22 protein-coding genes are annotated in these 25,688 nt (G+C 66.6%); all 22 read left to right on the forward strand.

The window, feature by feature from the left end; translation table 11 throughout:
- Positions 1–58: 58 nt before the first annotated feature.
- Positions 59–433: a DUF3040 domain-containing protein gene (locus ACU18_RS03430; RefSeq protein WP_050684140.1), complete on the forward strand. Its 375-nt coding sequence runs from the start codon at positions 59–61 to the stop codon at positions 431–433.
- A 415-nt stretch (positions 434–848) separates the two neighbouring features.
- On the forward strand, positions 849–1,277 hold the full coding sequence (gene mraZ / locus ACU18_RS03435; RefSeq protein ID WP_009358613.1) for a division/cell wall cluster transcriptional repressor MraZ: 429 nt from the start codon (positions 849–851) through the stop codon (positions 1,275–1,277).
- A 167-nt stretch (positions 1,278–1,444) separates the two neighbouring features.
- Entirely contained in the window at positions 1,445–2,437 is a 993-nt protein-coding gene (rsmH, locus tag ACU18_RS03440; RefSeq protein ID WP_050684141.1) for a 16S rRNA (cytosine(1402)-N(4))-methyltransferase RsmH, read from the forward strand.
- Entirely contained in the window at positions 2,434–3,090 is a 657-nt protein-coding gene (locus ACU18_RS03445; protein ID WP_050684142.1) for a hypothetical protein, read from the forward strand. The genes rsmH and ACU18_RS03445 overlap by 4 nt, the downstream gene beginning before the upstream one ends.
- A gap of 46 nt (positions 3,091–3,136) precedes the next feature.
- Entirely contained in the window at positions 3,137–4,939 is a 1,803-nt protein-coding gene (locus ACU18_RS03450; protein ID WP_050684143.1) for a peptidoglycan D,D-transpeptidase FtsI family protein, read from the forward strand.
- A 74-nt stretch (positions 4,940–5,013) separates the two neighbouring features.
- Positions 5,014–6,648, forward strand: coding sequence for a UDP-N-acetylmuramoyl-L-alanyl-D-glutamate--2,6-diaminopimelate ligase (locus tag ACU18_RS03455; protein ID WP_050684144.1), 1,635 nt, complete (start codon positions 5,014–5,016; stop codon positions 6,646–6,648).
- Positions 6,649–6,654: 6 nt separating this feature from the next.
- Positions 6,655–8,121, forward strand: a complete 1,467-nt coding sequence (locus ACU18_RS03460) for a UDP-N-acetylmuramoyl-tripeptide--D-alanyl-D-alanine ligase (protein ID WP_050684145.1) — start codon at positions 6,655–6,657, stop codon at positions 8,119–8,121.
- Complete coding sequence (gene mraY, locus ACU18_RS03465; protein WP_050684146.1) at positions 8,118–9,227, forward strand: phospho-N-acetylmuramoyl-pentapeptide-transferase; 1,110 nt, start codon at positions 8,118–8,120, stop codon at positions 9,225–9,227. The genes ACU18_RS03460 and mraY overlap by 4 nt, the downstream gene beginning before the upstream one ends.
- Entirely contained in the window at positions 9,209–10,786 is a 1,578-nt protein-coding gene (gene murD, locus ACU18_RS03470) for a UDP-N-acetylmuramoyl-L-alanine--D-glutamate ligase (RefSeq protein WP_050684147.1), read from the forward strand. The genes mraY and murD overlap by 19 nt, the downstream gene beginning before the upstream one ends.
- A gap of 2 nt (positions 10,787–10,788) precedes the next feature.
- A complete protein-coding gene (gene ftsW, locus ACU18_RS03475; protein WP_050684148.1) occupies positions 10,789–12,177 on the forward strand; it encodes a putative lipid II flippase FtsW in 1,389 nt (462 codons plus the stop codon).
- A gap of 6 nt (positions 12,178–12,183) precedes the next feature.
- Entirely contained in the window at positions 12,184–13,284 is a 1,101-nt protein-coding gene (gene murG, locus ACU18_RS03480; RefSeq protein WP_050684149.1) for an undecaprenyldiphospho-muramoylpentapeptide beta-N-acetylglucosaminyltransferase, read from the forward strand.
- A complete protein-coding gene (gene murC / locus ACU18_RS03485) occupies positions 13,281–14,657 on the forward strand; it encodes a UDP-N-acetylmuramate--L-alanine ligase (protein ID WP_050684150.1) in 1,377 nt (458 codons plus the stop codon). Before murG ends, murC begins: the two co-directional genes overlap by 4 nt.
- Positions 14,650–15,687 carry a cell division protein FtsQ/DivIB gene (locus tag ACU18_RS03490; protein WP_050684151.1) on the forward strand — a complete coding sequence of 346 codons (1,038 nt, stop codon included), beginning with the start codon at positions 14,650–14,652 and terminating at the stop codon, positions 15,685–15,687. Before murC ends, ACU18_RS03490 begins: the two co-directional genes overlap by 8 nt.
- A 210-nt stretch (positions 15,688–15,897) precedes the next feature.
- A complete protein-coding gene (gene ftsZ, locus ACU18_RS03495; RefSeq protein WP_050684152.1) occupies positions 15,898–17,130 on the forward strand; it encodes a cell division protein FtsZ in 1,233 nt (410 codons plus the stop codon).
- A gap of 8 nt (positions 17,131–17,138) precedes the next feature.
- Entirely contained in the window at positions 17,139–17,828 is a 690-nt protein-coding gene (locus ACU18_RS03500; protein WP_050684153.1) for a polyphenol oxidase family protein, read from the forward strand.
- Positions 17,821–18,576 (forward strand): YggS family pyridoxal phosphate-dependent enzyme, encoded by a 756-nt coding sequence (locus ACU18_RS03505; RefSeq protein WP_050684154.1) that lies wholly within the window; start codon positions 17,821–17,823, stop codon positions 18,574–18,576. Before ACU18_RS03500 ends, ACU18_RS03505 begins: the two co-directional genes overlap by 8 nt.
- 92 nt (positions 18,577–18,668) lie before the next feature.
- On the forward strand, positions 18,669–19,199 hold the full coding sequence (locus ACU18_RS03510; RefSeq protein ID WP_050684155.1) for a cell division protein SepF: 531 nt from the start codon (positions 18,669–18,671) through the stop codon (positions 19,197–19,199).
- A 121-nt stretch (positions 19,200–19,320) separates the two neighbouring features.
- Positions 19,321–19,608: a YggT family protein gene (locus ACU18_RS03515; protein ID WP_050684156.1), complete on the forward strand. Its 288-nt coding sequence runs from the start codon at positions 19,321–19,323 to the stop codon at positions 19,606–19,608.
- Positions 19,609–19,784: 176 nt separating this feature from the next.
- Positions 19,785–20,483: a DivIVA domain-containing protein gene (locus tag ACU18_RS03520; protein ID WP_050684157.1), complete on the forward strand. Its 699-nt coding sequence runs from the start codon at positions 19,785–19,787 to the stop codon at positions 20,481–20,483.
- A 91-nt stretch (positions 20,484–20,574) separates the two neighbouring features.
- On the forward strand, positions 20,575–21,165 hold the full coding sequence (gene lspA, locus ACU18_RS03525; protein WP_050684158.1) for a signal peptidase II: 591 nt from the start codon (positions 20,575–20,577) through the stop codon (positions 21,163–21,165).
- On the forward strand, positions 21,158–22,084 hold the full coding sequence (locus ACU18_RS03530) for an RluA family pseudouridine synthase (protein WP_050684159.1): 927 nt from the start codon (positions 21,158–21,160) through the stop codon (positions 22,082–22,084). The genes lspA and ACU18_RS03530 overlap by 8 nt, the downstream gene beginning before the upstream one ends.
- Before the next feature lie 35 nt (positions 22,085–22,119).
- The gene (gene dnaE / locus ACU18_RS03535; protein WP_050684160.1) at positions 22,120–25,677 is read left to right on the forward strand and encodes a DNA polymerase III subunit alpha; all 3,558 of its coding nucleotides are present in this window, start codon (positions 22,120–22,122) and stop codon (positions 25,675–25,677) included.
- The last annotated feature ends 11 nt before the right edge of the window (positions 25,678–25,688 follow it).

Consider the following 25,688-nt stretch of genomic DNA (forward strand, 5'->3'; position numbering starts at 1 on the left):
TGGATACAGAGTACTGGCTGGGACCAGACCGGACGTTGGCCTAGTAAAGGAGGTCGTGATGCCGCTGTCGGAGCACGAACAAAAGCTGCTTGAGCAGCTGGAAAAGCAGCTTCACGAGGATGACCCCAAGTTTGCAAACTCCATGGGGTCGGATCCAGGACGCTCCTGGTCAACCAGGCACGTCGTTATCGGCGTCCTGTGCACGTTGGCAGGGATCTTCCTGCTGTTGGTGGGCGTGACCCTGCAAAACATCATTCTGGGTGTGCTGGGCTTCATCGTTATGGGCGGCGGTGTCTACTTCGCGACGATGCGCAGCTCGGCCGCGGCCAAAGCCGGCAACAAGGCAGGCAGCCCCAAGCCCGGGAAGCAGCGAAGCTCGTTTATGAACAGCCTCGAAGAGCGCTGGGACGAACGGCGCCGCGGCGAACCCTAGGCCGGTATGCCGGTCCCAGGACCGGCACTCCACGTTTGGCCACCGCCACACTGTCCCCTCCACTTTGCCCCCCCGCCATCCGGCGGGTGCAGCAAAAGGCCCGCTTCGGCGGGCCTTTTGGCGTTTAAGCGCCGGATCAGCGATCCTCCGGAGCCGGTTCGCGCCACGCCTCTTCCCAGCGGTTCGCGCCACGCCTCTTCCCAGCGGTTCGCAGCCCGGCTCCGTGCCCTGAAGCCTCCACTTCGCACCACCGGCGCAAAAACGCGGCAGGTGGAGCCAACGGGACCCGGTTCCACCCCTCAGGTGGAGCGTTTTGCGTTGACTGTGGTGGAAAGTGGAGTAATGTGGAGGACATAAGAGGGTAGTTGCAACATAGGGGATGTGCAGTTCCTGACAGCGGACAGGCGGTGGGCCAATGTTTCTTGGCACACATTCGCCGCGTCTGGATGAAAAGGGCCGGATTATCCTTCCCGCTAAGTTCCGTGAGGAGCTTGCCAGCGGACTGGTGCTGACAAGGGGCCAGGAACGTTGCATCTACGTTTTCAGCGAGAAGGAGTTTGCGCGGGTTCACGAGCAGATGCGGGAGGCACCAATTTCCTCCAAGCAGGCCCGTGACTACATCCGTGTTTTTCTCTCTGGAGCCTCGGATGAGGTACCGGACAAGCAGGGGCGGGTCACCATCCCCCCGGCGCTTCGGGAGTACGCAGGTCTTGGCAGGGAACTGGCCGTCATAGGTGCAGGATCCCGCGCGGAGATCTGGGACGCCCAGGCATGGAACGAGTACCTCGCGGAGAAGGAAACAGCGTTCTCCGAAACTGATGATCCGATCCCGGGCATTCTTTAGGATCCCGGGCGGACAGCAGGAACGCTTCTTGATCGGGATCTCCAGCCGGCCCGTCGACCGGCCAACCTGGCTCACTTCCCCGGAGCCAGGCGGGCAGGACGGTAGGCGCGGATGGGGATCCAGACCAAGAAGCAATCAGCAGTACCAACGGCGAGAAAGGACGAGGCATGAACGAACACCCCAAGCCCACGTCCGAACGCCATGTGCCGGTCCTCAAGGACCGGTGCATTAATTTGTTGGCACCCGGATTCGAAGCTGCCCGGCTCCGCGGCGAAACGCCCGTGGCCATCGATGCCACGCTTGGCATGGGCGGGCACTCGGAAGCCATGCTGCAGCGGTTCCCGGACCTTCACCTCATCGGCATCGACCGCGACGAAGAGGCCCTGGCGCTGGCGGGGGAGCGGCTGGCTCCCTTCTCAGCCCGGACCGACCTGGTCCACGCCGTGTACGACGAGATCGCGGACGTCCTGGCGGATCTCGGCGTCGCAAACGTTTCCGGAATCCTGATGGACCTCGGCGTCTCGTCCCTGCAGCTGGACGAACGCGAACGGGGTTTCGCTTACTCCTTCGACGCGCCCCTCGACATGCGCATGGACACCAGCCGCGGGCAGACCGCTGCCGACGTCGTTAACAACTACAGCGAAGACGAACTGGTCCGGATCATCCGCAAATGGGGTGAGGAAAAGTTTGCCGGCCGCATTGCCAACCGGATTGTGGCCGCACGTGCCGTCAAGGCGTTCAGCACCACCGGCGAACTGGTGGAACAGATCCGCTCCGTGGTCCCCGCCGCTGCGGCCAAGTCGGGCGGGCACCCCGCCAAGCGGACGTTCCAGGCTCTGCGGATCGAAGTGAACGAGGAACTCGAAGTGCTTGAACGGGCCGTCCCGGCTGCCGCCGATGCACTGGCCATGGGCGGCCGCCTGGTGGTGATGTCCTACCACTCGCTGGAGGACAAAATCGTCAAGGGCGTCCTGCAGTCCCGTTCCAAATCCTCGGCGCCCCTCGGCTTCCCCGTGGAACTCGAGGAACATAAGCCTGAACTGAAGACCCTGACCAGAGGCACCGAGGTGCCCACCGCCGTCGAAATCGCTGAAAATCCCCGCGCCGCTTCAGCAAGACTGCGGGCAGCGGAACGTATCCGAGCCAGGAGAGCTGCATGAGCACCGCCGCCGTCAAGAACTTTCCCGCCGTCAGCGGCAGGTCAGCCGGCGCCGGCGTGCCCGCTGCAAAGCCCGGCGAAAAGCGGCGGGAGCGCACACCGCTCTCAGTGGTCAGGACGGTGCCCCGTAAACGCCGGGCCCCGTTTGTGGTCCTCTGCTTCGCACTGTTGGCCGTTGCCCTGGTGGCTGTGCTGGTCCTGAACATTTCGGTGTCCACCTCGCAGTACCAGCTGGTGGAACTGCGCGCCACGCAGAGCAAACTCACCAAGGAAAACCAGGACCTGACCCAGCAGGTGCAGAACTTCGAGGCGCCGCAGAACCTTGCGGCCAAAGCGAAGGACCTCGGCATGGTGGCTTCCACTGTCCAGGGGCAGATCGACCTGTCCACGCTCACCGTTACGGGTAAGGCCACCCCGGCTGTGAAGGGCACCACGGAAGGTGCCGTGATACCGGCGCCGGCTGTTGCCGGACAGCTGATTGTGGTGCCGCCGGCCACTAAGGGTGAGCCGCTGGAGAGCCGGAAACCTGCCGAAGCCGCACCGGCCGCGGTTGCGCCGGTGGAGAAGCCCGCCGCGGCAGCGCCGGCCGCCCCGAAAGTGGAGTTGAACGGCGGGTCCGTGCCGGCTCCCCAGCAGAAGGCCCCCGGGCAGTAACGTAGGACAGACAGGCACGACGGTCGAGCAGCAAGGAATATCGCAGGTGGCGCAGAAGACCGGAAAAGCACTGGCAGGCAAAGCCCCCAACGCCACCAAACGGTTGCGGCTGGGCCTGAGCATCATGCTCGCCCTGCTCCTGGTGGTGGGCGGCAAGCTCTTCCTGGTCCAGGGCCTGGACGTTGGCGGTATCGCCGAGGCCGCCCTGGACAAGCGCATGACCCAGACCACCCTGCCCGCAGAACGCGGCAGCATCCTGGACTCCAACGGGACCGTCCTTGCCAACAGCGTGATCCGCTATGACATCGTGGTGGACCAGGTGCTGAACACCGCCACGGAAAACTTCCGGCGCCTGGATACTGTCGACGGCGAACCCAAGCTGGTTACCGTCAGCCGGGACCAAGGCATCAACGAACTCGCCACCGCCCTTGGCATGGAACCCGCTGCCGTCAGGGAAGCACTGACGGGGGACAAGAAGTACTACGTTGTCGCCAAAGAGGTCAAACCCGAGGACGAGGACCGCATCTCCCAGCTTCAGATTCCCGGGCTTGTCAGCCAGGGTGTCAGCAAGCGTGTTTATCCCAACGGCTCCGTGGCCGGCGGGATCGTGGGTTTCCTCCAGGACGGAACCACCGGCCAGGCCGGTATCGAACAGACCCAGGACGGGTTGCTGAAGGGCACCGACGGCAAACGACTGTACGAGGAAGGCGCAGACGGGCTCCGGATTCCCGTGGGCTTTGACGAACTGACCCCGCCGGAGGACGGCAAGGACGTCAAGCTCACCCTGAACTCGGACCTGCAGTACTTCGCCCAGCAGGCCATCCAAAGCCAGTCGGACAAGCTGGGCGCCGAGTGGGGCGTCATCATTGTGATGGACGCCAAGACCGGCAACCTCGTGGCCATGGCCGACACCAACGCACCCGACCCCAACAACCCCGGGTTGGTGGCTGCGAAGGACCGCGGCGTCCGCTCCGTCACAGCCGCTTACGAACCGGGTTCGGTCCAGAAGATGATTACCGCAGCAGCCCTCATTGACGAGGGCAAAGCCAACCCCTTGAGCGAATATACGCTCCCGCCCTCCTACACCGTGGACGGGCAGACATTCACAGACTCCTTCTCCCACGGCACCGAGGAGCGGACGCTCGCCGGGATCCTTGGCTACTCCATGAACACGGGAACCGTGATGGCCGGCCAGCAGCTGTCCAAAGACCAGCGGTACGACTGGCTGAAAAAATTCGGGATCGGCGAAGCCCCCGATATCGGCCTGCCCGCCACCGCCTCAGGCATCCTGACTCCAGCCGACCAATGGGACGGTCGGCAGGAATACACAGTCCTTTTCGGGCAGGGAGTTTCGCAGTCAACACTGCAGACCGTCCGGGCCTTCCAGACCATCGCCAACAACGGCGTCATGCTTCAGCCACGGCTCATCGATTCCTATGTTTCCCCTGATGGGACCGAGGAAAAGGTTCCGGCCGAACCCTCCCGCCAGGTGGTATCCAACAACACGGCACAGCAGGTCCAGGACATCCTGGAAAGCGCGGTTACCGAAGGCCAGATCAAGGACGCCGGCATTGACGGCTACCGCGTCGGCGCCAAGACCGGCACCTCAGAATCGCCGTGCGACGACGGCAAGTCCGGCTACTGCGGCTACACCGCCTCGATGGTGGGGATGGCGCCGATGGACGATCCCCGGTTTATTGTTGAGGTGGTCCTGCAGCGGCCCAAGGGCAGCATCTACGGCATCACCAACGGCCCGGTTTTCCGGTCCGTCATGAGCCAGGCGCTGCGCACCTACAACGTCCAGCCGTCCACGGGTGAGCCGGCAAGGCTGCCCCAGTTCGCCAAGTAATTCCCCGGCACCAACAGCCGGCCCGGCCGGCCGGCCTGAACGCGGCGGGCACCCCTAGCACCATCGGAGATCCCTTGTCAGAGTTCACCCCGTCCGGCGGCCCGGCCCCGGACCCGCAGGCCGGCCGGTCGCCGTTCCGCCCCTCCACCGTTGTCCCGGTCAGCCTGGCAACCATCGGCGACGCGCTGGGCGTGGCCGTACCCGGCGCCTCCGCTGACGTGGCTGTCACCGGAGTCTCGTTGAACTCCCGCGCCGTGGAAGCCGGCGACCTGTACGTCGCCCTCCCCGGGGCCACCCGGCACGGTGCGGACTTTGTGTCCCAGGCCATCGACGCCGGCGCTGCCGCCGTCCTCACCGACGACGCCGGCGCCAGGCTCCTGGCCCTCGCCGCCGACACTCCGGTCCCCGTCCTGGTGGTCCACCATCCCCGGAACGTGGTGGGACCCCTGTCCGCAATGGTTTACGGCAGCCAGCCCACCGACGGGACCGCGCCCGAGCTGTTCGCCGTCACCGGCACCAACGGCAAAACCACCACCACCTACTTCATCACCTCGCTGCTGCGCGCCCTGGGCCGCACCACGGGGCTGATCGGCACCATCGAGATCGTTGCCGGCGGGGAGCCCATCCCCAGCCTGCTCACCACCCCGGAATCCACCGACGTGCACGCCCTGCTGGCACTCATGCGCGAGCGGGGCCTTGAAGCCGCGGCCATGGAGGTGTCCTCCCACGCCATCTCCTTCCAGCGCGTGGATGGGGTCCGCTTCGACGTGGCCGGATTCACCAACCTCACCCAGGACCACCTGGACCTGCACCACACCATGGACGACTACTTCGCCACCAAAGCCGACCTCTTCACCCCGGCCAGGGCCGGCAGGGCCGTGGTGACGGTGGACGACGAGTGGGGCCGCCGGCTCGCCGCCACGGCAGCCATCCCCACAACCACCCTCGCGACCCGCCCCGGAGCCGCAGCGGACTGGACCATCACTGCCACCACAGCCCGCGGCCTGGGCACCGACTTCACCCTCACCGGCCCCGGCAACGCCACCCTCCAGGTCCACACCGGCCTGCCGGGCGGATTCAACGTGGCCAACGCCGCCCTCGCCGTGGTGATGGTCCTGGCCTCAGGAGTCGACGCCGCCACGGTCCAGGCTGCCCTTGATTCCCGGGACCCGTTCACCGTTGCCGTCCCGGGCCGGATGCAGCTCATCTCCGAACGTCCGGCGGCTGTGGTTGATTTTGCACACAACACCGACGCGTTGGCCCGTGCCTGCGAGGCCGTGCGCCCGGGGGAGGAAGGCGCAAAACTGATTGTGGTCTTCGGCGCCACCGGGCAACGCGACCAAGGGAAACGCCCCGCCATGGGCGCCATCGCAGCCCGGCTCGCCGACACCGTGATCATCACCGACGACGACCCGCACGACGAGGACGCCGCAGCCATCCGGGCTGATGTCCTGGCCGGCGCCGTGGCCGCCCGCGACGGCGGCTCGCTGCCCTGCAAAATCCTCGAGATCCACCCCCGCGACGAAGCCATCCGGCGCGCCGTGAAACTCGCCGGACCGCAGGACACCATCCTTGTCGCGGGCCGCGGCCACGAGGTGTGGCAGGAGGTCCAGGGCGTCAACATCGCCCTCGACGACAGGGTGGAACTGCGCAACGCCTTGACAGCCAGGGGATTCAACGTTCTCCAAGACGACCGGATAGAGTCCTAGACCGACATGATTGCACTTACTGCGGCGGAAATCGCCGACATCACTAACGGGCGCCTGGCCGCCGATCCCGGAACCACGCCGCTGTCGGTGGTGACGGATTCACGCGACGCCACACCGGGTTCGCTCTACGTCGCCAAACCCGGCGAACACGCTGATGGGCACGACTTCATTGGCGCGGCCTTTGCTGCCGGAGCCACCCTCGCCCTTGTCGAACGCCCCGCCGTCGCCCCCGACGGCACGGTGTACCCCTCGGTCCAGGTGGCGGACGCCGTCCTGGCGATGGGTGCGCTGGCCGCCGAGGCTGTCCGCCGGATCCGGGCTGCCCGCGCAGCCGCCGGCGAGGAACTGACGGTGGTTGGCATCACCGGCTCGGCCGGCAAAACCACCACGAAGGACCTGCTGGCAGGAATCTTCTCCGCTGCCGGAAATACCGTGGCGCCGCAGGGTTCCTTCAACGGCGAGGTCGGAGTGCCCCTGACGGTCTTCCGCGCCGACGCCGGCACCCGTTACCTGGTGATCGAAATGGGCGCCACCGGCGTTGGCCACATCCGCTACCTCGCCGAAATGGTCAAGCCTGATATCGGCGTTGTCCTGGGCGTGGGAACAGCCCACGCCGGCGAATTCGGCGGCGTGGAAAACATCGCCCGCGCCAAGGGCGAACTGGTCGAAGGCCTGTCCGCCGCAGGAACAGCCATCATCAACCTCGACGACGGCCGGGTCGCCGCCATGCAGGACCGCACCGGCGCCACGGTGCTGGGGTTCTCCGCCGAAGGCCGGCCGGATGCCGCAGTGCAGGCCCTCGACGCCGACACCAACGCCGCCGGCAACCCGGAATTCGAGCTGCAGCTCCCCGGCGAAGACGCCCCGCTGCACGTCAGCAGCCAGCTCATCGGCGCCCACCACGTAACGAACCTGCTCGCCGCCGCCGCGGCCGCGCATGCCGCCGGAATCCCCGCAGCAGCCATTGCCGCGTCCCTGGGCAGCCAGTCAGCCGCCAGCCGCTGGCGCATGGAGCGGACCGAACGCGCCGACGGCGTCACCATCATCAACGACGCCTACAACGCCAACCCGGAGTCCATGCGGGCCGCACTGCGCACCCTGGCCGACCTGGGCCGGGGCCGCCGGACCTGGGCTGTCCTGGGCGCCATGCTGGAGCTGGGACCGGACTCCATCCGCGAGCACACGGCCGTGGGCACGCAGGTGGTCCGGCTCAACATCTCCCGACTGGTGGTGGTGGGCCGGGAGGCCCGCGCCCTCTACGTTTCCGCCGTCCAGGAAGGATCCTGGGGGGACGAATGCATCTTCACTGAAAACGCCGAAGAAGCCTACGAACTGCTCAACCACGAACTCAAACCCGGCGACCTGGTCCTGTTCAAGTCCTCCAACAGCGTGGGGCTTCGCCATCTGGGCGATCGGATAGCATTACCCCCACAAACCCAGCAAAACGCCGATGAAAGGAGCACTCTGCCGTGATTGCACTTTTGATCGGTGCGGGCCTTGCCCTGCTGTTCGCCCTCGTAGGGACCCCACTTTTCATCCGGCTCCTGGTGCGCCGCGGCTACGGCCAGTTCATCCGTGATGACGGACCCACCTCGCACCACACCAAGCGCGGCACGCCCACCATGGGCGGCACCGTGGTGGTCGCGGCGGTGCTCCTGAGCTACGGGCTCACGCACCTCATCATGCTGATGATGAACCCCGACTCGCCCGGACCGTCAGCGTCCGCCCTGATCCTGCTCTTCCTGATGGTGGGCATGGGACTGGTGGGCTTCCTGGACGACTTCATCAAGATCTCGCGCCAACGCAGCCTGGGCCTGGACGCCAAGGCCAAACTCATCCTCCAGGCCGCGGTGGGCATCATCTTCGCCGTCCTGGCACTGAACTTCCCGGACGAGAACGGGCTGACCCCGGCGTCGACCAAAATCTCCCTGGTGCGCGACCTGCCCTGGCTGGACCTTGCGTTCGGCGGCACCGTCCTTGGCGCCATCCTCTTTGTGGTCTGGTCCAACCTGATCGTCACCGCCGCCACCAACGGCGTGAACCTCACTGACGGCCTCGACGGACTGGCCGCGGGCGCCTCCGTGATGGTCTTCGGGGCGTACACCCTCATGGGCATCTGGCAGAGCAACCAGGCCTGCGGCTCGCCCCGCGAGGCCGGCAGCGGCTGCTACTCCGTCCGTGACCCGCTGGACCTGGCGCTGCTGGCTGCCATCCTCAGCGCCGCCCTGGTGGGCTTCCTGTGGTGGAACACCTCACCGGCCAAAATCTTCATGGGGGACACCGGCTCCCTGGCCATCGGCGGTGCCGTTGCCGGCTTCGCCATCCTGTCCCGCACCGAACTGCTGCTGGGCATCATCGGTGGCCTCTTCGTCATCATCACCCTCTCTGTCATCATCCAAGTGGGCTACTTCAAAGCCACCGGCGGCAAACGTGTCTTCAAGATGGCACCGCTGCAGCACCACTTCGAGCTCAAGGGCTGGGCGGAAGTCACAGTGGTGGTCCGCTTCTGGATCCTCTGCGGCCTGTTCGTCGCCGTAGGCCTGGGCATCTTCTACGCTGAATGGGTCGTACTGCTGTGACCGTTTCCCCCCGGCTCAACTCCCTGGTCTCCTGGGACTCCGACTGGTCCGGACTGCGTGTTGCCGTCACCGGAATCGGCGTCTCCGGCTTCGCCGCGGCCGACACCCTGATCGAGCTCGGGGCCCGCGTGGTGGTGGTTGATGCCGCCACCAGCGAAACCGCCCTGGCCCAGGCCGACACGCTCCGGATCGTGGGCGCGGTGGATGTCCTGCTGGGTGAGGACGCCGTCACCAGCATTCCAAGGATCGACGGCGAACTGCCGGAACTGATTGTCACCTCGCCGGGCTGGCGTCCCGACCAGGCCCTGCTCGCCGCCGCAGCGCGCGCCCACATTCCGGTATGGGGCGACGTTGAACTTGCCTGGCGGGTGCGGGTCCGCGAGGGCCGGAAGACCGCTGACTGGCTTGCCATCACCGGCACCAACGGCAAAACCACCACGGTGGGCCTGACTGAATCCATGCTGCGCGCCGCCGGCCTCAAGGCCCTCGCCGTAGGAAACGTGGGCACCCCCATCCTGGACGCGCTCCGGGACCCGGTGGAATATGACGTCCTTGCCGTTGAACTGTCCAGCTTCCAGCTGCACTGGGCCGAATCCCTGTCGCCCATCGCCAGCGTCTGCCTCAACGTCGCCGAGGACCACGTGGACTGGCACGGCTCCTACGGCTCCTACCTGGCCGACAAAGCCAAAGTCTACGAACGCACCGTCAAAGCCTGCATCTACAACGCGGAACAGATCGAAACCGAACGGATGGTGGAAAACGCCGACGTGGTTGAAGGCTGCCGCGCCGTGGGATTCACCACCGTCACCCCGGCCGTCAGCATGCTCGGTGTGGTGGAAGGGCTGCTGGTGGACCGTGCATTCATCGAAGGGCGCAGGGACAGCGCCGCGGAACTGGCTTCCATGAGCGACCTCGGCGAACTTGCACCCCGGCACATGGTGGCCAACGTCCTGGCCGCAGCCGGCCTGGTCCGGGCCTACGGCGTGGATCAGCAGGCGGTCCGCCAGGGCATCCGCGACTACGTCCCCGGTGACCACCGCATCCAGCCCGTGGCCCGGCAGAACGGAATCCTCTGGATCAACGATTCCAAGGCCACCAACCCGCACGCCGCTGCCGCCTCCCTTGCAGCCTTCACCAACGTGGTGTGGATCGCCGGTGGCCTCTCCAAAGGCGTCAGCTATGACCACCTGGTCCGTGAGAACGCGAAGCGGCTCAAGGCCGTGGTGCTCATTGGAACCGACACCTCGGCCCTCGTTGAGGCCCTCCGGCGACACGCGCCGGATGTCCCCATGATCCCCGCGCTGCCGGGTCACACTGAAGGGGTGCAGACTGCTGCGGCGGAGCGGACCCCTGGTCCGGCCGGCCCCGTGTCCGGGGAAGAGGTGATGTCCCTGGCCGTCGCGTCAGCAGCGCAGGTGGCCGTCTCCGGCGACACTGTGCTGATGGCCCCGGCAGCTGCTTCCATGGATCAGTTCTCTTCCTATGCTCACCGTGGCGGCGCCTTCATTGAAGCTGTCCGCGGGCTGGTGGAGGGGCAGGCCCGGACCGGCGAGGAGTAACAATGGTCAGCACGCCCACCCGGCCGCAGGCCAAAAAAAGCCAGGCCCGGAACCCCCAGGTCCGGCAGTCCCCGGCCGGAACCCGGCAGGGCGCAGCGCCCAAAGCGGCAAAAACCGGTGCCACGGCCCGTCCGGCGGTATCCCTTCCCGGCCGGCTGCGGTCCGCCTACCGCAGGTTCTGGTCCGCCCTTGAAGGTACCGGTACGTCCCGGAACGGGTCCACGTATTACCTGATCCTCGGATCCACCCTGGCCCTGACAGCCATCGGGATCATGATGGTCCTGTCCGCGTCCAGCGTCGAATCCATTGCCGCCGGGAAATCGCCGTACGGCGACGCCCTGAAGCAGGGGGTGTTCGCGGCCATCGGCATGTTCACCATGTTTGTACTTTCCCGGATCAACGTGGTGTGGCTTAAACGCCTGGCGTGGCCAGGGGTAGGCGCCGCGGTGGTCCTGCTGGCCCTGGTCCAGGTGGTGGGCAGCGAAATCAACGGCAACAAAAACTGGATCGACCTGGGCGGCATCACGTTCCAGCCCTCCGAGGCCTCGAAACTGGCACTGGCGCTGTGGATGGCCACCGTGCTGGCCATGAAGGGCAGGCTGCTCAGCCGCTGGCAGCACGTGGCCATCCCGGCCGTCCCCATGGCCGCGATCGTGATCGGGCTGGTCCTGATCGGCAACGACCTTGGCACCGCCATGATCATCATGATGATTGCGGCAGCGGCGCTGTTCTTTGCCGGCGTACCCCTGTACCTCTTTGGGATCGCCGGTCTGGCCGCAGCTGCCGGAACCGCGCTGATGGCCGTGACGAGCTCCAACCGGATGTGCCGCATCACGTCATGGTGGACCGGCGAGACCTGCGCCAACGGCACCGACGCCAACTACCAGGCCACGAACGGCCTGTACGGCCTGGCCTCCGGTGGCTGGTTCGGTGTGGGGCTGGGCCAGAGCCGGCAAAAGTACAGCTGGATCCCCGAAGCCCACAACGACTTCATCTTCGCCATCATCGGCGAGGAACTCGGCCTGGTGGGCACCGTCGTCGTCCTCATCCTCTTCGCCATCCTCGGCGCCGCCATCTACCGGGTGGTCGTGGCGCAGGAGGACATGTTCCACCGCGTCCTGGCCGGCACCATCATGGTGTGGCTGCTGGGCCAGGCCACCGTCAACATGTCGGTGGTGACCGGGCTGATGCCCGTCATCGGCGTGCCGCTGCCGTTCATCTCCTACGGCGGCTCGGCCCTGCTGATGTCACTCTGCGCCATCGGCGTGGTGCTCTCCCTGGCGAGGGAACAGATGGCGCCCGCCATCCGGCCCCGCCGGATGCTGAAGCTGAAGGCCAAAACGGCGAAAGACACCGCCGCCAAAAAGAAGACTGCAAGGAAGCGTGCCTAACCACCGATGACTCCGACAAACCCATCCATCGTCCTGGCGGGTGGCGGTACTGCCGGCCACATCAGCCCGCTCCTGGCCATCGCCGCTGCCCTCCGGGCCGCCTCGCCCGGCGCGGCCATCCTCGCCGTCGGTACCCCCGCCGGGATGGAAACCCGGCTGGTACCCGCCGCCGGCGTGGAACTTGCCACCATTGACCGGGTGCCGTTTCCGCGGCGGCCCTCCCTGGACCTGCTGCGCCTTCCAGCCCGCCTGGCCGGCGCAGTGCGGCAGGCAGGGGAGATCCTGGACAAGTCCGGGGCGGATGTCCTGGTGGGGGTGGGCGGTTATGTCTGCACGCCGCTGTACCTGGCAGCCCGACGCCGGGGCGTACCGATTGTGATCCATGAAGCCAACGCCCGGCCCGGCCTGGCCAACCGGCTGGGTGCGCAGCTGACCAAACGGGTCGCGGTGGCGTTCGAGGGCACCCCGCTGCGCCACGCCGTGCACGTGGGGATGCCCATGCGCACCGAAATTTCCGGCCTGGACCGCGCCGCCGCCCGGCACGATGCGCGGACGGCGCTGGGACTGGACCCGCACCTGCCCACGCTCATCGTCACCGGGGGATCCTCCGGCGCGCAAAGCATCAACCGGACCATCGCGGCAGCAGTCGGCACACTGGCTGCGGCCGGCATCCAGACCCTGCACATCACCGGCCGCGGCAAGACCGTGGCAGGCAGCTCCGGGCAGCCCCTCGCTGCAGCCGGGTACCGGCAGGTGGAATACGTGGCCGGCATGGAACTGGTGTACGCCGCCGCTGACCTCCTGCTGGCCCGCTCGGGAGCCGCAACCGTCTGTGAGGCAGCCGCCGTTGGCGTCCCGGCCGTCCTGGTGCCGCTGCCCATCGGCAACGGCGAGCAGGCCCTCAACGCTGCCGGGCTCGTCAAGGCCGGCGGCGCGGTCCTGGTCCCTGACCGGGACTTCACGCCCGGCTGGGTGGAGCGGGAACTGATCCCGCTGGCCACCGATCCCGCACGGCTGGCCGCCATGGCCGCCAGTTCCCACCAGCTTGGCATCCGCAACGCCGACCAGCGCATGGCCGGCCTCGTCCTGGAAGCGGTCTCCGCATGAGCATCGACGTCCCCACCGGCCCTGCCACCCTGGGCCGGACCCACTTCATCGGCATCGGCGGCGTGGGCATGTCCGCCGTGGCACGGATCATGGTGGCCCGCGGGATACCCGTCAGCGGCTCTGATGCCAAGGACCTGCCCGTGATGGCGGACCTTGCCGCCGCCGGCGCCCGGATCGAAGTGGGCTACGCGGCCGGCAACCTGGGTGACGCCCAGACGGTTGTGGCCGGCTCCGCCATCCGGGCCGATAACCCCGAACTCGCCGCCGCCCGGGAGGCCGGCCTGCCCGTCCTGCACCGCTCCCAGGCCCTGGCCGCCATCATGGGCGCGGACACCGTGGTGACAGTGGCCGGGACACACGGGAAGTCCACCACGACCTCCATGGTCGCGGTGCTGCTGAAAGGCGCGGGCCTGGACCCCACGTTCGCAATCGGCGCCAACGTCCCGGCACTCGGCGTCAACGCCGCGCACGGCTCGTCCGGGATCTTTGTGGCGGAGGCTGACGAGTCCGACGGGTCCTTCCTGAACTACCGGCCGCAGATCGCCGTGGTCACCAACGTCGAGCCCGACCACCTGGACCACTACGGCACGCCCGAGGCCGTTTACGCCTCCTTCGACAGCTTCACCGCACTGCTGCCGGCGGACGGCGTCCTGATCGCCTGCGCGGACGACGCCGGTGCGCTGGCGCTGGCGGACCGGACCCGGCAGCGGGGCAACACCCGGGTTTTCCTCTACGGCACCGGCGCGGAGGCGGACCTGCAGCTGCACGACGGCGGTCCCGGCGAGGTGTCCGTGTCTGCCCCGGCCGGCCGGTTCGACCTGGCCCTGCAGGTACCCGGCAGGCACAACGCCCTGAACGCGGCGGCAGCCTTCGCGGTGGCCCTGGAGCTGGGCGTGGACCCCGCAGCCGCGGCCTCGGCCCTGGGCCACTTCGCCGGCGCTTCCCGGCGCTTCGAGCTCAAGGGCGAAGCCGGGGGAGTGCGTGTGTTTGACGACTATGCCCACCATCCCACTGAAGTCCGGGCGGCGCTGACGGCGGCCAGGAGCGTGGCGGGCGGCCACAAGGTGCACGTCCTGTTCCAGCCGCACCTGTTTTCCCGCACCCGCGAGTTCGCTGCCGAGTTCGCCGGGGCGCTCAACCTCGCCGACACGGCGCTTGTCCTGGACATCTACCCGGCCCGCGAGGACCCCATCCCGGGTGTCACCAGCCAGCTGATCGCGGACCACCTGGGCCCGGGCGGCCGGCTGGTTGAAGCAGCCGATGCCGCCGCTGCCCTGGCGGCCGCCGCGGCTCCCGGTGACATTGTGCTCACCGCCGGTGCGGGCGACGTCACGGCGTACGGTGCCCGGATTGTCGAGGCCCTGCGTGCCTAGCTCCCGCCGGCCCACCTACACCTCTGCGAACCGGGCCGGCGGCCCAGGCAACCCGGGGCGCCCTGCCGGACGCCCCGACCCCGGCAGCCAGGTGGATACCGGCCAGCAGGAGGCAGTTCGGCCTGCAGCGCCCATGCCCGCTGCAGACATCATCTCGGCCTCCCGGAGCCTCCCCGATCCGGGCGCTTCCGTGCCTGGCCCGCCCGTGCCCGCCGCACCCGGTTCCGGAAAGCCGGCCCGGGCGGCACGCCTGGCGCTGCCTGGCTGGCGGCGTGCGCGGCACCAGTCCAACGGTGCAGGAACCGCTGCCAACGTGGTGGCGTTCCCGGAGCCCAAAAGCAAGCGGCGCCGCCGGAACCTGCTGGTGGCAGTGTCCACCATCGCTGTGCTGGTGGCCGTGGTGCTGGCCGCAGCCATCTACTCCCCGATCCTGGCGCTCCGCGAGGTCAGCGTGTCCGGGACCAAGCTGCTGGCGCCGGACCAGGTGCAGGCCGCCCTGTCACCGCTGCAGGGCAAACCGCTGCCCCAGATCAGCAAGGATGACGTTTCCCGGCTGCTGGAACCACTGGTGCAGGTGGAATCCGTCGCCATCCTGGCCCGGCCGCCGTCGGGCCTTGCCGTAACAGTCCGTGAGCGGGTTCCCGTGGCGCTGGTGAAGCAGGGCGAGCAGTACCAGCTGGTGGACGTCGACGGCGTCCGGCTGGCCACCACAGCCGACCCCGCGTCCGTCGCCCTGCCCGTGATCGACGGGGGAGCGGGCACCATCGGGCAGGACCTCTTCCTGGCCACCGCCAACGTGCTGGCGGCGCTGCCCGCCGACGTCCTGGCCAAGCTCTCCAACGCGTCCGCCCAGTCGGTGGACGCGGTGGAACTGAAGCTGGTGGACGGCCAGACCATTGTGTGGGGCAACGCGTCGGAGAAGGAGCTCAAAGCCAAGGTCCTGGCTGCCCTGCTGAAGGCCCCCGTGGATCCCAAAAACCCGGTCAAGGTCTATGACGTCAGTGTCCCGCGCCACCCCGTGACGCGATGAGGCGCTTTCTTTCGGGTATTAATCCGACACGCGGACCCGGTTATTGAATGTGGGAACCAGAGGAAATACCGTTCCAGACATGAGTTACTTGACATAACTATAACCTTCAACACGAAGGTTAAGGTTTCAGGATTCAAGTCCTCCATCAGCTTTCGCAGCAAACTTCGCAGTACACACGAACAAAAAAGACACGAACAAGGGACACGTAACGTGGCAGCTCCGCAGAACTACTTGGCCGTCATCAAAGTCGTCGGCATCGGCGGCGGTGGCGTAAACGCAGTCAACCGCATGATCGATGTGGGCCTCCGTGGTGTCGAATTCATCGCCATCAACACGGACGCCCAGGCGCTGTTGATGAGTGACGCCGACGTCAAGCTCGACGTCGGCCGCGAACTCACCCGCGGCCTTGGCGCCGGCGCCAACCCCGAGGTGGGCAAGCAGGCCGCCGAGGACCACGCCGACGAGATTGAGGAAGTCCTCCGCGGCGCGGACATGGTCTTTGTGACCGCCGGCGAAGGTGGCGGCACCGGAACCGGCGGCGCACCCGTAGTGGCCCGCATCGCGCGGTCCCTGGGCGCCCTGACCATCGGCGTTGTGACCCGTCCGTTCACCTTCGAAGGCCGCCGCCGTGCGGGCTCCGCCGAGGCCGGCATCGACGCCCTCCGCGACGAAGTCGACACCCTCATCGTGATCCCCAACGACCGCCTGCTGTCCATCAGCGACCGCAACGTCTCGGTGCTTGACGCCTTCCGCTCCGCTGACCAGGTGCTGCTGTCCGGCGTCCAGGGCATCACCGACCTCATCACCACCCCCGGCCTGATCAACCTCGACTTCGCCGACGTCAAGTCGGTGATGCAGGGTGCAGGCTCGGCGCTGATGGGCATCGGCTCCGCCCGTGGCGAGGACCGCGCCGTGAAGGCCGCGGAACTGGCCATCGCATCGCCGCTGCTGGAAGCATCCATCGACGGCGCCCACGGCGTGCTGCTCTCCATTCAGGGCGGCTCCGACCTCGGCCTGTTCGAAATCAACGAGGCAGCCCGCCTGGTGCAGGAAGTGGCACACCCCGAAGCCAACATCATCTTCGGCGCCGTCATCGACGACGCCCTCGGTGACGAAGCCCGCGTTACAGTCATCGCGGCCGGCTTCGACGACGTCAAGGCCACCTCGCCGTCCATGGACCAGTCGCAGGCCCAGGTCGCCCCGCAGCGCCCGGCAGCCCCCGCGGCCGCACCCGCCCAGGCGCCCACCGCCGGCAACCACCACACCAACGTCCAGCCCGTGCACGCGGGCGTCGGCGCTGCAGGCCTGGGCAACTGGGGCCAGCAGCGTCCCAGCGCGGTCCCGGCCGACTCCGGTTTCGACGTGGACCTGCCGTCCGTGGTGGAGCCGGACATGACCGGCAGCCGCTCGGATGACCTGGATGTCCCCGACTTCCTGAAGTAGGGTCCGGCTTGTTCCTCTGGCGTGGAGACATCCTGCCCGGTGTTTCCGCCGCATTCACGGATGTCCGCGCCGGGAACCTGGCTTTGCATGTGGGGGACCACCCCGACGAAGTCCGCGGCCGCCGCGCCCACCTGGAGCAATCCATGGGCGTGGCGCCGCAGGACCTGTTGTTCATGAACCAGGTCCACGGTTCCACCGTGGCCGTGATGGCCGCCGGCAGCCCGGCCCCCGACGCCGATGCCATGGTCTCGCTCGGGGTGCCGCTGGCCGTGATGGTGGCGGACTGCATTCCCGTGCTCCTGGCCGGAACATCGCCGGCCGGTCCGGTCCTTGCCGCCGTCCACGCCGGCCGGCCTGGAATCGCCAACGGTGTCCTGCCAAAAGCCGTGGACAGCATGCGGTCCCTGGGCGCCACCGGCATCCGTGCCTGGCTGGGCCCTTCAATCTGCGGACACTGCTACGAGGTGCCGGCCGGGCTCCGCGATGAGGTGGCCGCCGCAGTCCCCGCCACCGCGGGCACCACCTCCTGGGGAACCCCGGCCCTTGACCTTCCGGCCGGAGCGCGCAGCCAGCTTGAAGCTGCCGGCGTTCCGGTGGATTACACCGGCCCCTGCACCCTGGAGACGGAATCCCTCTACTCATACCGGCGCAACCAAAAGACCGGACGGTTCGCCGGGGTGGTGTGGAGCCATGACTGAATCCGCACCCCACGGGGCCGACCCCCGTTCCCTTGAACTGGCGGACCGGCTGGCAGCCGTCCAGGCCCGGATAACGCGTGCTGCCGCCGACGCAGGCCGGCAGGACCGGCCGCCCCGCCTGATTGTGGTGACCAAATTCCACCCGGCCGCGGACGTCCGCCGGCTGGCAGCCCTTGGGGTCCGGGACGTTGGCGAAAACAGGGACCAGGAGGCGGCCGCCAAAGCCGCCGAACTGGCGGACTGTGGCCTCACCTGGCACTTTGTGGGACAGGTCCAGAGCAAAAAAGCCAAATCCGTGGCCCGTTACGCAGCCGCCGTGCACTCCGTGGACCGGGTCCAGCTGGTGGATGCCCTGGCAAAGGCCATGGCCACTGCTCAGAATACGGCCGCGCAGGATGGTGCGCCCCGCCCGGACCTGGACTGTTTCATCCAGGTCAGCCTGGAGGAGGACGCCGGCGCGCACCGCGGCGGAGCGGACCCGGCCGACGTTCCGGAACTGGCCCACCGGATAGCGGCAGCGGAAGGCCTCCGGTTGGCAGGCGTGATGGCGGTTGCCCCGCTGGGTGGCGAGCCGGAATCGGCCTTCGAAAAACTTGCCGGCGTGTCCGCCCGGCTGGTGGCGCAGCACCCCGGCGCCACGGGCATTTCAGCGGGCATGAGCCAGGACCTCGAGGCGGCCATCCGCTTCGGGGCGACACACCTGCGGATCGGCTCCGATATTCTCGGAACACGTCCCGCGGTGGGGTAGCGTCGATCCTGTTGGAAGTGATCGGCGGGGACTCCAGTGCTGTCAAACCATTGGGCGGCCCGCATCCGGGACATACGAAATAGGAGTCGACCATGGCCGGCGCTCTGCGCAAGACAATGATCTATCTTGGGCTCGCCGATGGCGATGAGCATTACGAGTCCGAGCACCAGACCACACGTAAGGATGAGGACGAACCCATGGAAGCAGACCGCGAGGAACGCCGTGCGCCCGCACCGGTCCGCGAAGTCAGCCGGGAAGCGTCCTACAGCCCCGAAGAGGAATACCGCGCCCCTGTGACACCCATCAAGCGTGCGGCGTCCAGCCGCGAGGAAATTACCGGGCTCCGGCAGATCACCACCATCCACCCGCGCTCCTACAACGATGCCAAACTCATCGGTGAGAGCTTCCGGGACGGCATTCCGGTGATCATGAACGTCACCGACATGGGCGAGGCAGACGCCAAGCGCCTGGTCGATTTCTCCGCCGGCTTGGTCTTCGGACTCCGCGGCAGCATCGAACGGGTCACCAACAAGGTCTTCCTGCTCTCGCCGTCGTACGTTGAAGTCATCGGCGATGACAAAAAAGCCAGCGACACCCAGGCCAGTTTCTTCAACCAGAGCTGACCGGCAAGGCCGCACCGGATGCCAGGCAGGGACACCTGCCTGGCATCTGTGCTGAAATAGACCAGAAGAACCGGCACAACGCCGCGGTAATCACAACTGACATGGAGATATGAGTTAAGTCATGGGAATTGTTTTCGGACTTGTCTATCTCGCCCTCCTGCTCTTTTTTGTCGCCCTGATCATCCGCCTGGTCTTTGACTGGGTGCAGATATTTGCCCGGGAATGGCGGCCCCGCGGGGCCGCCCTGGTGGCGGCGCACACTGTCTACTCGATCACCGACCCGCCCCTGAAGGTGCTCCGCCGGCTGATCCCGCCCCTGCGGCTCGGCGGCATTTCGCTGGACCTGGGGTTCCTGATTCTGTTCATCGCCGTGAGCATTGCGATGGGAATCACCCGCAGCCTCGCCTGAATACCCGCGAAACCCTGTCAAATACGCTGGGCCCGCCCCGGGAACGGCTAGGGTGAAGTGAAGAAAACCCGTATTTGACACTTCAGTGTTGAATTACAGGTAGCAGACCAAATTTAGGTACCGTAGTTTTGACGGCCGGAAGGCCTACTGACTAACCAGACCAGTGAGGTGACCAGATGGCTTTGACGCCAGAAGACGTTGTCAACAAACGCTTTCAGCCCACCAAGTTCCGCGAGGGCTACGACCAGGACGAAGTTGATGACTTCCTGGACGAAATCGTCGTCGAACTCCGACGCCTGAACCAGGAAAACGACGAGCTCCGCAAGAAGCTCGCCGATTCCGGCACCAGCGTCCCGGCCGCCACCGCCGCAGCACCTGTGGTGGAGAAGGTCCCCGCACCGGTCAAGGCCGACAAGGACGACGCCAACGAGAAGGCCGAGGCAGCCAAGGCCGCCGAAGCTGCCAAGAAGAAGGAAGCCGCTCCGGCCGCTCCCGCCCCGGCAGTACAGGCCCCACCGGCACCGGCAGCAGCAGCCCCGGCCAACACCCCGTCAGCGGAATCCGCTGCCGGCCTGTTGGCCATGGCCCAGCAGATGCACGACCGCCACGTCTCCGACGGCCAGGCCCAGAAGGACAAGATCATCGCCGAAGCGCAGATCGAAGCCTCCAGCCTCGTCAACGACGCCCAGGAAAAGTCACGCAAGATCCTCGGCGCCCTGGAACAGCAGCGGTCCGTCCTGGAGCGCAAGGTCGAGCAGCTGCGCGGCTTCGAACGCGACTACCGTTCACGCCTCAAGGCTTACATCGAGGGCCAGCTCCGCGACCTCGACGCACGCGGCTCCGTCGCTGCACCGGAAGTCAGCGAAGCCAACTGATCCACCCAGCACGTATTCTGAAAGCCGGTGGCTGAGGATTCCTCGGCCACCGGCTTTTGGCATTAATACCGGTATCACGAATGAAAGCACCATGACTGACGAACCTGCCGCTGCCGCTGCACGCCCTGTCCCGCCTTCGCAGCGCCCCCGCCGCGCCGTGCTGCTGTCCCTGTTTGCCGGGTTCGCAGTCTTCGCCTACGTCTTTGACCAACTGACGAAGATCTGGGTGGTATCCACCATGGTGGAGGGCGAACGGATCCCCGTCCTGCCGCCGGTCCTGCACTGGTACTTCATCAGGAACTCCGGCGCCGCCTTCTCGATCGGCGAGAACGTAACCTGGATCTTTTCCATCATCATGGCGGCCGTGGTGGTCGCCATCCTGTTCCAGATCCGCAAAATCGGCTCCCGCTGGTGGGCGCTTGCCCTGGGGCTGCTGCTCGGCGGCGCACTGGGAAACCTGACAGACCGGCTGTTCCGGGAACCTTCCTTCGGAATGGGCCATGTGGTGGACTTCATCCAGCTACCCAACTTCGCCATCTTCAACATCGCCGACTCCGCAGTGGTCTCCGCGGTGGCGATCATCTGCATCCTGACGCTCCGCGGCATTGGCATGGACGGTGCCCGACTGCACGCTGCGGCCAAAACCAGTCCCGACACGGCGAAGGAGTCCGGTGATGCCTGAGCGCATCATTGTTGCCGGGGAATTCGGCGGAACACGGGCCGACGCCGGCCTGGCCGCCCTGCTGGGCATCTCCCGTTCGATGGCGGCCACCCTCCTGGCCGAAGGCAACGTTGTTGCCGGCGGCAAGGTGCTGGGCAAGTCGGCAAAACTCGTGGCCGGAGACGAACTCCTGGTCACCATTCCGGACCGGCGCGACCCGCTGGAAGTCGTGGAGGAAGTTGTGGAAGACCTGTTGATCCTGCTCGACGACGAAGATTTCGTCGTCGTCGACAAGCCCGTGGGGGTTGCCGCGCACCCGTCACCGGGCTGGGTGGGCCCCACGGTGGTGGGCGGCCTCGCCGGGGCTGGTTACCGCATTTCCACGTCCGGGGCACCGGAACGCGCCGGCATCGTCCACCGGCTCGACGTCGGCACGTCGGGCGTGATGGTGGTGGCCAAGTCCGAGCGCGCCTACACGGCCCTGAAGCGGGCTTTCAAGGAGCGCACCGTGGAGAAGGTCTACCACGCGGTGGTCCAGGGACTGCCTGACCCGCTCGAAGGCACCATCGACGCGCCCATCGGCCGGCATCCCGGCCACGACTGGCGCTTCGCCGTCATCGAGGACGGCCGCCCCTCCGTCACGCACTATGAAGTCCTGGAGGCCTTCGGAAAAGCATCGCTGGTGGAGGTGCACCTCGAAACGGGACGCACCCACCAGATCCGAGTGCATTTCTCCGCCCTCCGCCACCCCTGCGTCGGCGACCTGACCTACGGAGCGGACCCGCGGCTCGCGGCCACCCTGGGGCTCACGCGGCAGTGGCTGCACGCCCGTCAGCTGGGCTTCGAGCATCCCGTCACCGGTGAACCTGTGCTGGTGTCCAGCGAGTACCCGCAGGACCTTTCCTACGCACTGGAAGTGCTCGGCTCGGGCCAGGCCTAGCCATCCCCACGCGCGCCAGTGCGTAGAATGGTGCGGTGACTTCCAGCAATGATTCGTTCGTCCACCTGCACACCCACACCGAATACTCCATGCTGGATGGGGCGGCCCGGCTGGGTGAACTGTTCGATGAAACCGACCGGCTGGGCATGCCGGCGCTGGCCACCACGGACCACGGGTACCTCTTCGGGGCCTTTGATTTCTGGCGGAAAGCCACGGATAAGGGCATCAAACCCATCATCGGGGTGGAAGCCTACGTCACCCCCGGCACGGCCCGCGGCGACAAGAGCCGCGTCCGCTGGGGCGAGGAAAACCAGCGCAAGGACGACGTCTCCGGCGGTGGCTCCTACACCCACATGACGCTGCTGAGCTACAACAACGTCGGCATGCGCAACCTGTTCCGAGCCTCCTCCATCGCCTCCCTCGACTCGGTATTCGGCAAGTGGCCCCGGCTGGACCGCGAACTGCTGAACACCTACTCCGAAGGCCTCATCGCCACCACAGGCTGCCCCTCCGGAGAAGTCCAGACCCGCCTTCGGCTCGGCCAGTACCGCGAGGCCCTGGAGGCGGCCGCCGAATTCCGGGATATCTTCGGTGCGGAAAACTACTTCTGCGAACTGATGGACCACGGCCTGGATATCGAGCGGCGGGTCACCGGCGACCTGCTGCGCCTGGCCAAGGACCTTAACCTGCCCCTGGTGGCTACCAACGACCTGCACTACACCCACGAGCACGACGCGAAGGCGCACGAGGCGCTGCTCGCCATCCAGTCCGGCTCCACGCTCCTGGAACCCACGTACGACAACGGCGGCTCCCGCTTCGCGTTCTCCGGCAGCGGCTATTACCTCAAGTCGCCGCGGGAAATGCGGGAACTGTTCCGCGACCACCCGGAAGCCTGCGACAACACCCTCCTGATCGCCGAACGCTGCGAAGTTTCGTTCAACACCGGCGCCAACTACATGCCCCGGTTCCCCTGCCCGGAGGGTGAGGACGAAACCTCCTGGCTGGTCAAGGAAGTGGATACCGGACTGCGCTACCGCTACCCGCAGGGCATCCCGGACAAGGTCCGCAAGCAGGCAGACTACGAACTCGAAGTCATCACGTCCATGGGCTTCCCGGGCTACTTCCTGGTGGTGGCCGACTTCATCAACTGGGCCAAAAACAACGGTATCCGCGTGGGTCCCGGCCGTGGTTCCGGCGCTGGTTCCATGGTTGCCTACGCCATGCGCATCACCGACCTCGATCCGCTGCACCACGGCCTGATCTTCGAACGGTTCCTGAACCCCGACCGCGTCTCCATGCCCGACTTCGACGTCGACTTCGATGACCGGCGCCGCTCCGAAGTCATCGACTACGTCACCCGCAAATACGGCGATGAGCGCGTGGCCATGATCGTCACCTACGGCACCATCAAAACCAAGCAGGCGCTCAAGGACTCCTCCCGCGTGCTGGGCTACCCGTTCAGCATGGGCGAAACGCTGACCAAGGCGCTGCCGCCCGCCGTGATGGCCAAGGACATCCCCCTGGCCGATATCCAGAACAAGGACTCAAAGCGCTACAGCGAGGCCGGCGACTTCCGGCAGCTGATCGCCACTGACCCCGAAGCCGCCAAGGTCTTCGAAACGGCCCTGGGCATCGAAGGCCTGAAACGCCAGTGGGGCGTGCACGCCGCCGGCGTGATCATGTCCTCGGACCCCATCATCGACGTGATCCCCGTCATGCGCCGCTTCCAGGACGGCCAGGTCATCACGCAGTTCGACTATCCGACGTCCGAGGGCCTGGGCCTGATCAAGATGGACTTCCTCGGCCTGAGGAACCTGACGATCATTTCCGATGCCCTGGAAAACATCAAGATGAACCGGAACATCGACCTGGACCTGGAGACCCTGGAACTGGACGACGTCGAATCCTACGAACTCCTGGCCCGCGGCGACACCCTCGGGGTGTTCCAGCTCGACGGCGGCCCCATGCGCTCCCTCCTGAAGCTCATGAAGCCTGACAACTTCGAAGACATCTCGGCAGTGCTTGCCCTGTACCGTCCCGGCCCCATGGGCGCCAACGCCCACACCGACTATGCCCTGCGCAAGAACGGCATCCAGGAAGTCATCCCCATCCACCCCGAGCTCAAGGAACCGCTCGCGGAAATCCTGGGCGGTACGTACGGCCTGATTGTGTACCAGGAGCAGGTCATGGCCGTGGCCCAGAAGCTGGCCGGCTACTCCCTGGGCCAGGCCGACATCCTTCGCCGCGCCATGGGCAAAAAGAAGAAATCCGAGCTGGACAAGCAGTTCGCCGGGTTCTCCCAGGGCATGCAGGACAACGGCTACTCCATGGCTGCCGTGAAAACCCTCTGGGACATCCTGCTGCCCTTCTCCGACTACGCCTTCAACAAGGCGCACTCGGCGGCCTACGGCGTCATTTCCTACTGGACTGCGTACCTCAAGGCGCACTACGCGCCGGAGTACATGGCTGCGCTGCTGACCTCCGTGGGGGACGACAAGGACAAGTCCGCCATCTACCTCAACGAATGCCGCCGTATGGGCATCACCGTGCTGCCGCCGGATGTGAACGAGTCCGCCCTGAACTTCACTCCGGTGGGCACCGACATCCGCTTCGGCATGGGCGCCATCCGGAACGTGGGCGTCAACGCGGTCGAAGCCATGGTGGCCGCCCGCGAAAGCGAGGGAGCATACATCTCCTTCAAGGACTACCTGATGAAGGTCCCCGCGGTGGTCTGCAACAAGCGCACCATCGAGTCACTGATCAAGTCCGGGGCCTTCGACTCCCTGGGGCACCACCGGCGTGCGCTGGCCATGATCCACGAGGAAGCCATCGACTCGGTGATCACCCTCAAGCGCAATGAGGCGATCGGCCAGTTCGACCTCTTTGCCGGCTTCGAGGATTCCGACTCGGAAGCGTCGCTCAGCATCGAAATCCCGGACCTGCCCGAATGGGAAAAGAAGGACAAACTGTCTTTCGAGCGGGACATGCTGGGCCTCTACGTCTCCGACCACCCCCTGCAGGGGCTCGAAGGGCTCCTGAGCCAGCACGCCGAAATGAGCATCACTACCGTCCTCGGCGAGGACGGACCCCAGGACGGCGCCATCATCACCATCGCCGGCATGATCACCTCCCTGAGCCGCCGGATCGCCAAAGCCAGCGGCAACGCGTACGCCCGGGCCGAAGTGGAGGACCTGGGCGGTTCACTGGAAGTAATGTTCTTCGGCCAGGTCTACGGGCCCATCGCCTCCGTACTGGCGGAGGACCTGATTGTGGTGGTCAAGGGCCGCCTGCAGAAGCGCGACGACGGCGCCATCGCCCTGAACTGCATGGAGCTGTCCGTGCCGGACCTCAGCGAGGGGCTCAACGGGCCGCTGGTGATCACCATGGCCACGCACAAGGCCACCGAAGCCGTGGTCACCGAGCTCGGCGACGTGCTCCGGACCCACCGGGGCAACTCGGAAGTCCGGCTGCACCTGCAGGGCGATACCCGCACCGAGATCATGGGCCTGCCGGTCCACCTCCGGGTGAACCCCAGCCCGTCACTGTTCGGTGACCTGAAGGTCCTCCTGGGCCCAGCCTGCCTGGACGCCTGACCCGCCGCTAC

This window comes from Arthrobacter sp. ZBG10, assembly GCF_001238605.1.
Taxonomy (GTDB): Bacteria; Actinomycetota; Actinomycetes; order Actinomycetales; family Micrococcaceae; genus Arthrobacter.

Excerpts from the sequence above, each read along its gene's own strand:
- ACU18_RS03505 (WP_050684154.1), top strand. The coding sequence starts at position 17,821 with ATGACTGAATCCGCACCCCACGGGGCCGACCCCCGTTCCCTTGAACTG.
- murD (WP_050684147.1), top strand. The coding sequence starts at position 9,209 with ATGGGTCGTACTGCTGTGACCGTTTCCCCCCGGCTCAACTCCCTGGTC.
- ACU18_RS03430 (WP_050684140.1), top strand. The coding sequence starts at position 59 with ATGCCGCTGTCGGAGCACGAACAAAAGCTGCTTGAGCAGCTGGAAAAG.
- rsmH (WP_050684141.1), top strand. The coding sequence starts at position 1,445 with ATGAACGAACACCCCAAGCCCACGTCCGAACGCCATGTGCCGGTCCTC.
- ACU18_RS03520 (WP_050684157.1), top strand. The coding sequence starts at position 19,785 with ATGGCTTTGACGCCAGAAGACGTTGTCAACAAACGCTTTCAGCCCACC.
- ftsW (WP_050684148.1), top strand. The coding sequence starts at position 10,789 with ATGGTCAGCACGCCCACCCGGCCGCAGGCCAAAAAAAGCCAGGCCCGG.
- lspA (WP_050684158.1), top strand. The coding sequence starts at position 20,575 with ATGACTGACGAACCTGCCGCTGCCGCTGCACGCCCTGTCCCGCCTTCG.
- murG (WP_050684149.1), top strand. The coding sequence starts at position 12,184 with ATGACTCCGACAAACCCATCCATCGTCCTGGCGGGTGGCGGTACTGCC.
- ACU18_RS03530 (WP_050684159.1), top strand. The coding sequence starts at position 21,158 with ATGCCTGAGCGCATCATTGTTGCCGGGGAATTCGGCGGAACACGGGCC.
- mraZ (WP_009358613.1), top strand. The coding sequence starts at position 849 with ATGTTTCTTGGCACACATTCGCCGCGTCTGGATGAAAAGGGCCGGATT.
- ACU18_RS03460 (WP_050684145.1), top strand. The coding sequence starts at position 6,655 with ATGATTGCACTTACTGCGGCGGAAATCGCCGACATCACTAACGGGCGC.
- ACU18_RS03515 (WP_050684156.1), top strand. The coding sequence starts at position 19,321 with ATGGGAATTGTTTTCGGACTTGTCTATCTCGCCCTCCTGCTCTTTTTT.
- murC (WP_050684150.1), top strand. The coding sequence starts at position 13,281 with ATGAGCATCGACGTCCCCACCGGCCCTGCCACCCTGGGCCGGACCCAC.
- ACU18_RS03445 (WP_050684142.1), top strand. The coding sequence starts at position 2,434 with ATGAGCACCGCCGCCGTCAAGAACTTTCCCGCCGTCAGCGGCAGGTCA.
- ACU18_RS03510 (WP_050684155.1), top strand. The coding sequence starts at position 18,669 with ATGGCCGGCGCTCTGCGCAAGACAATGATCTATCTTGGGCTCGCCGAT.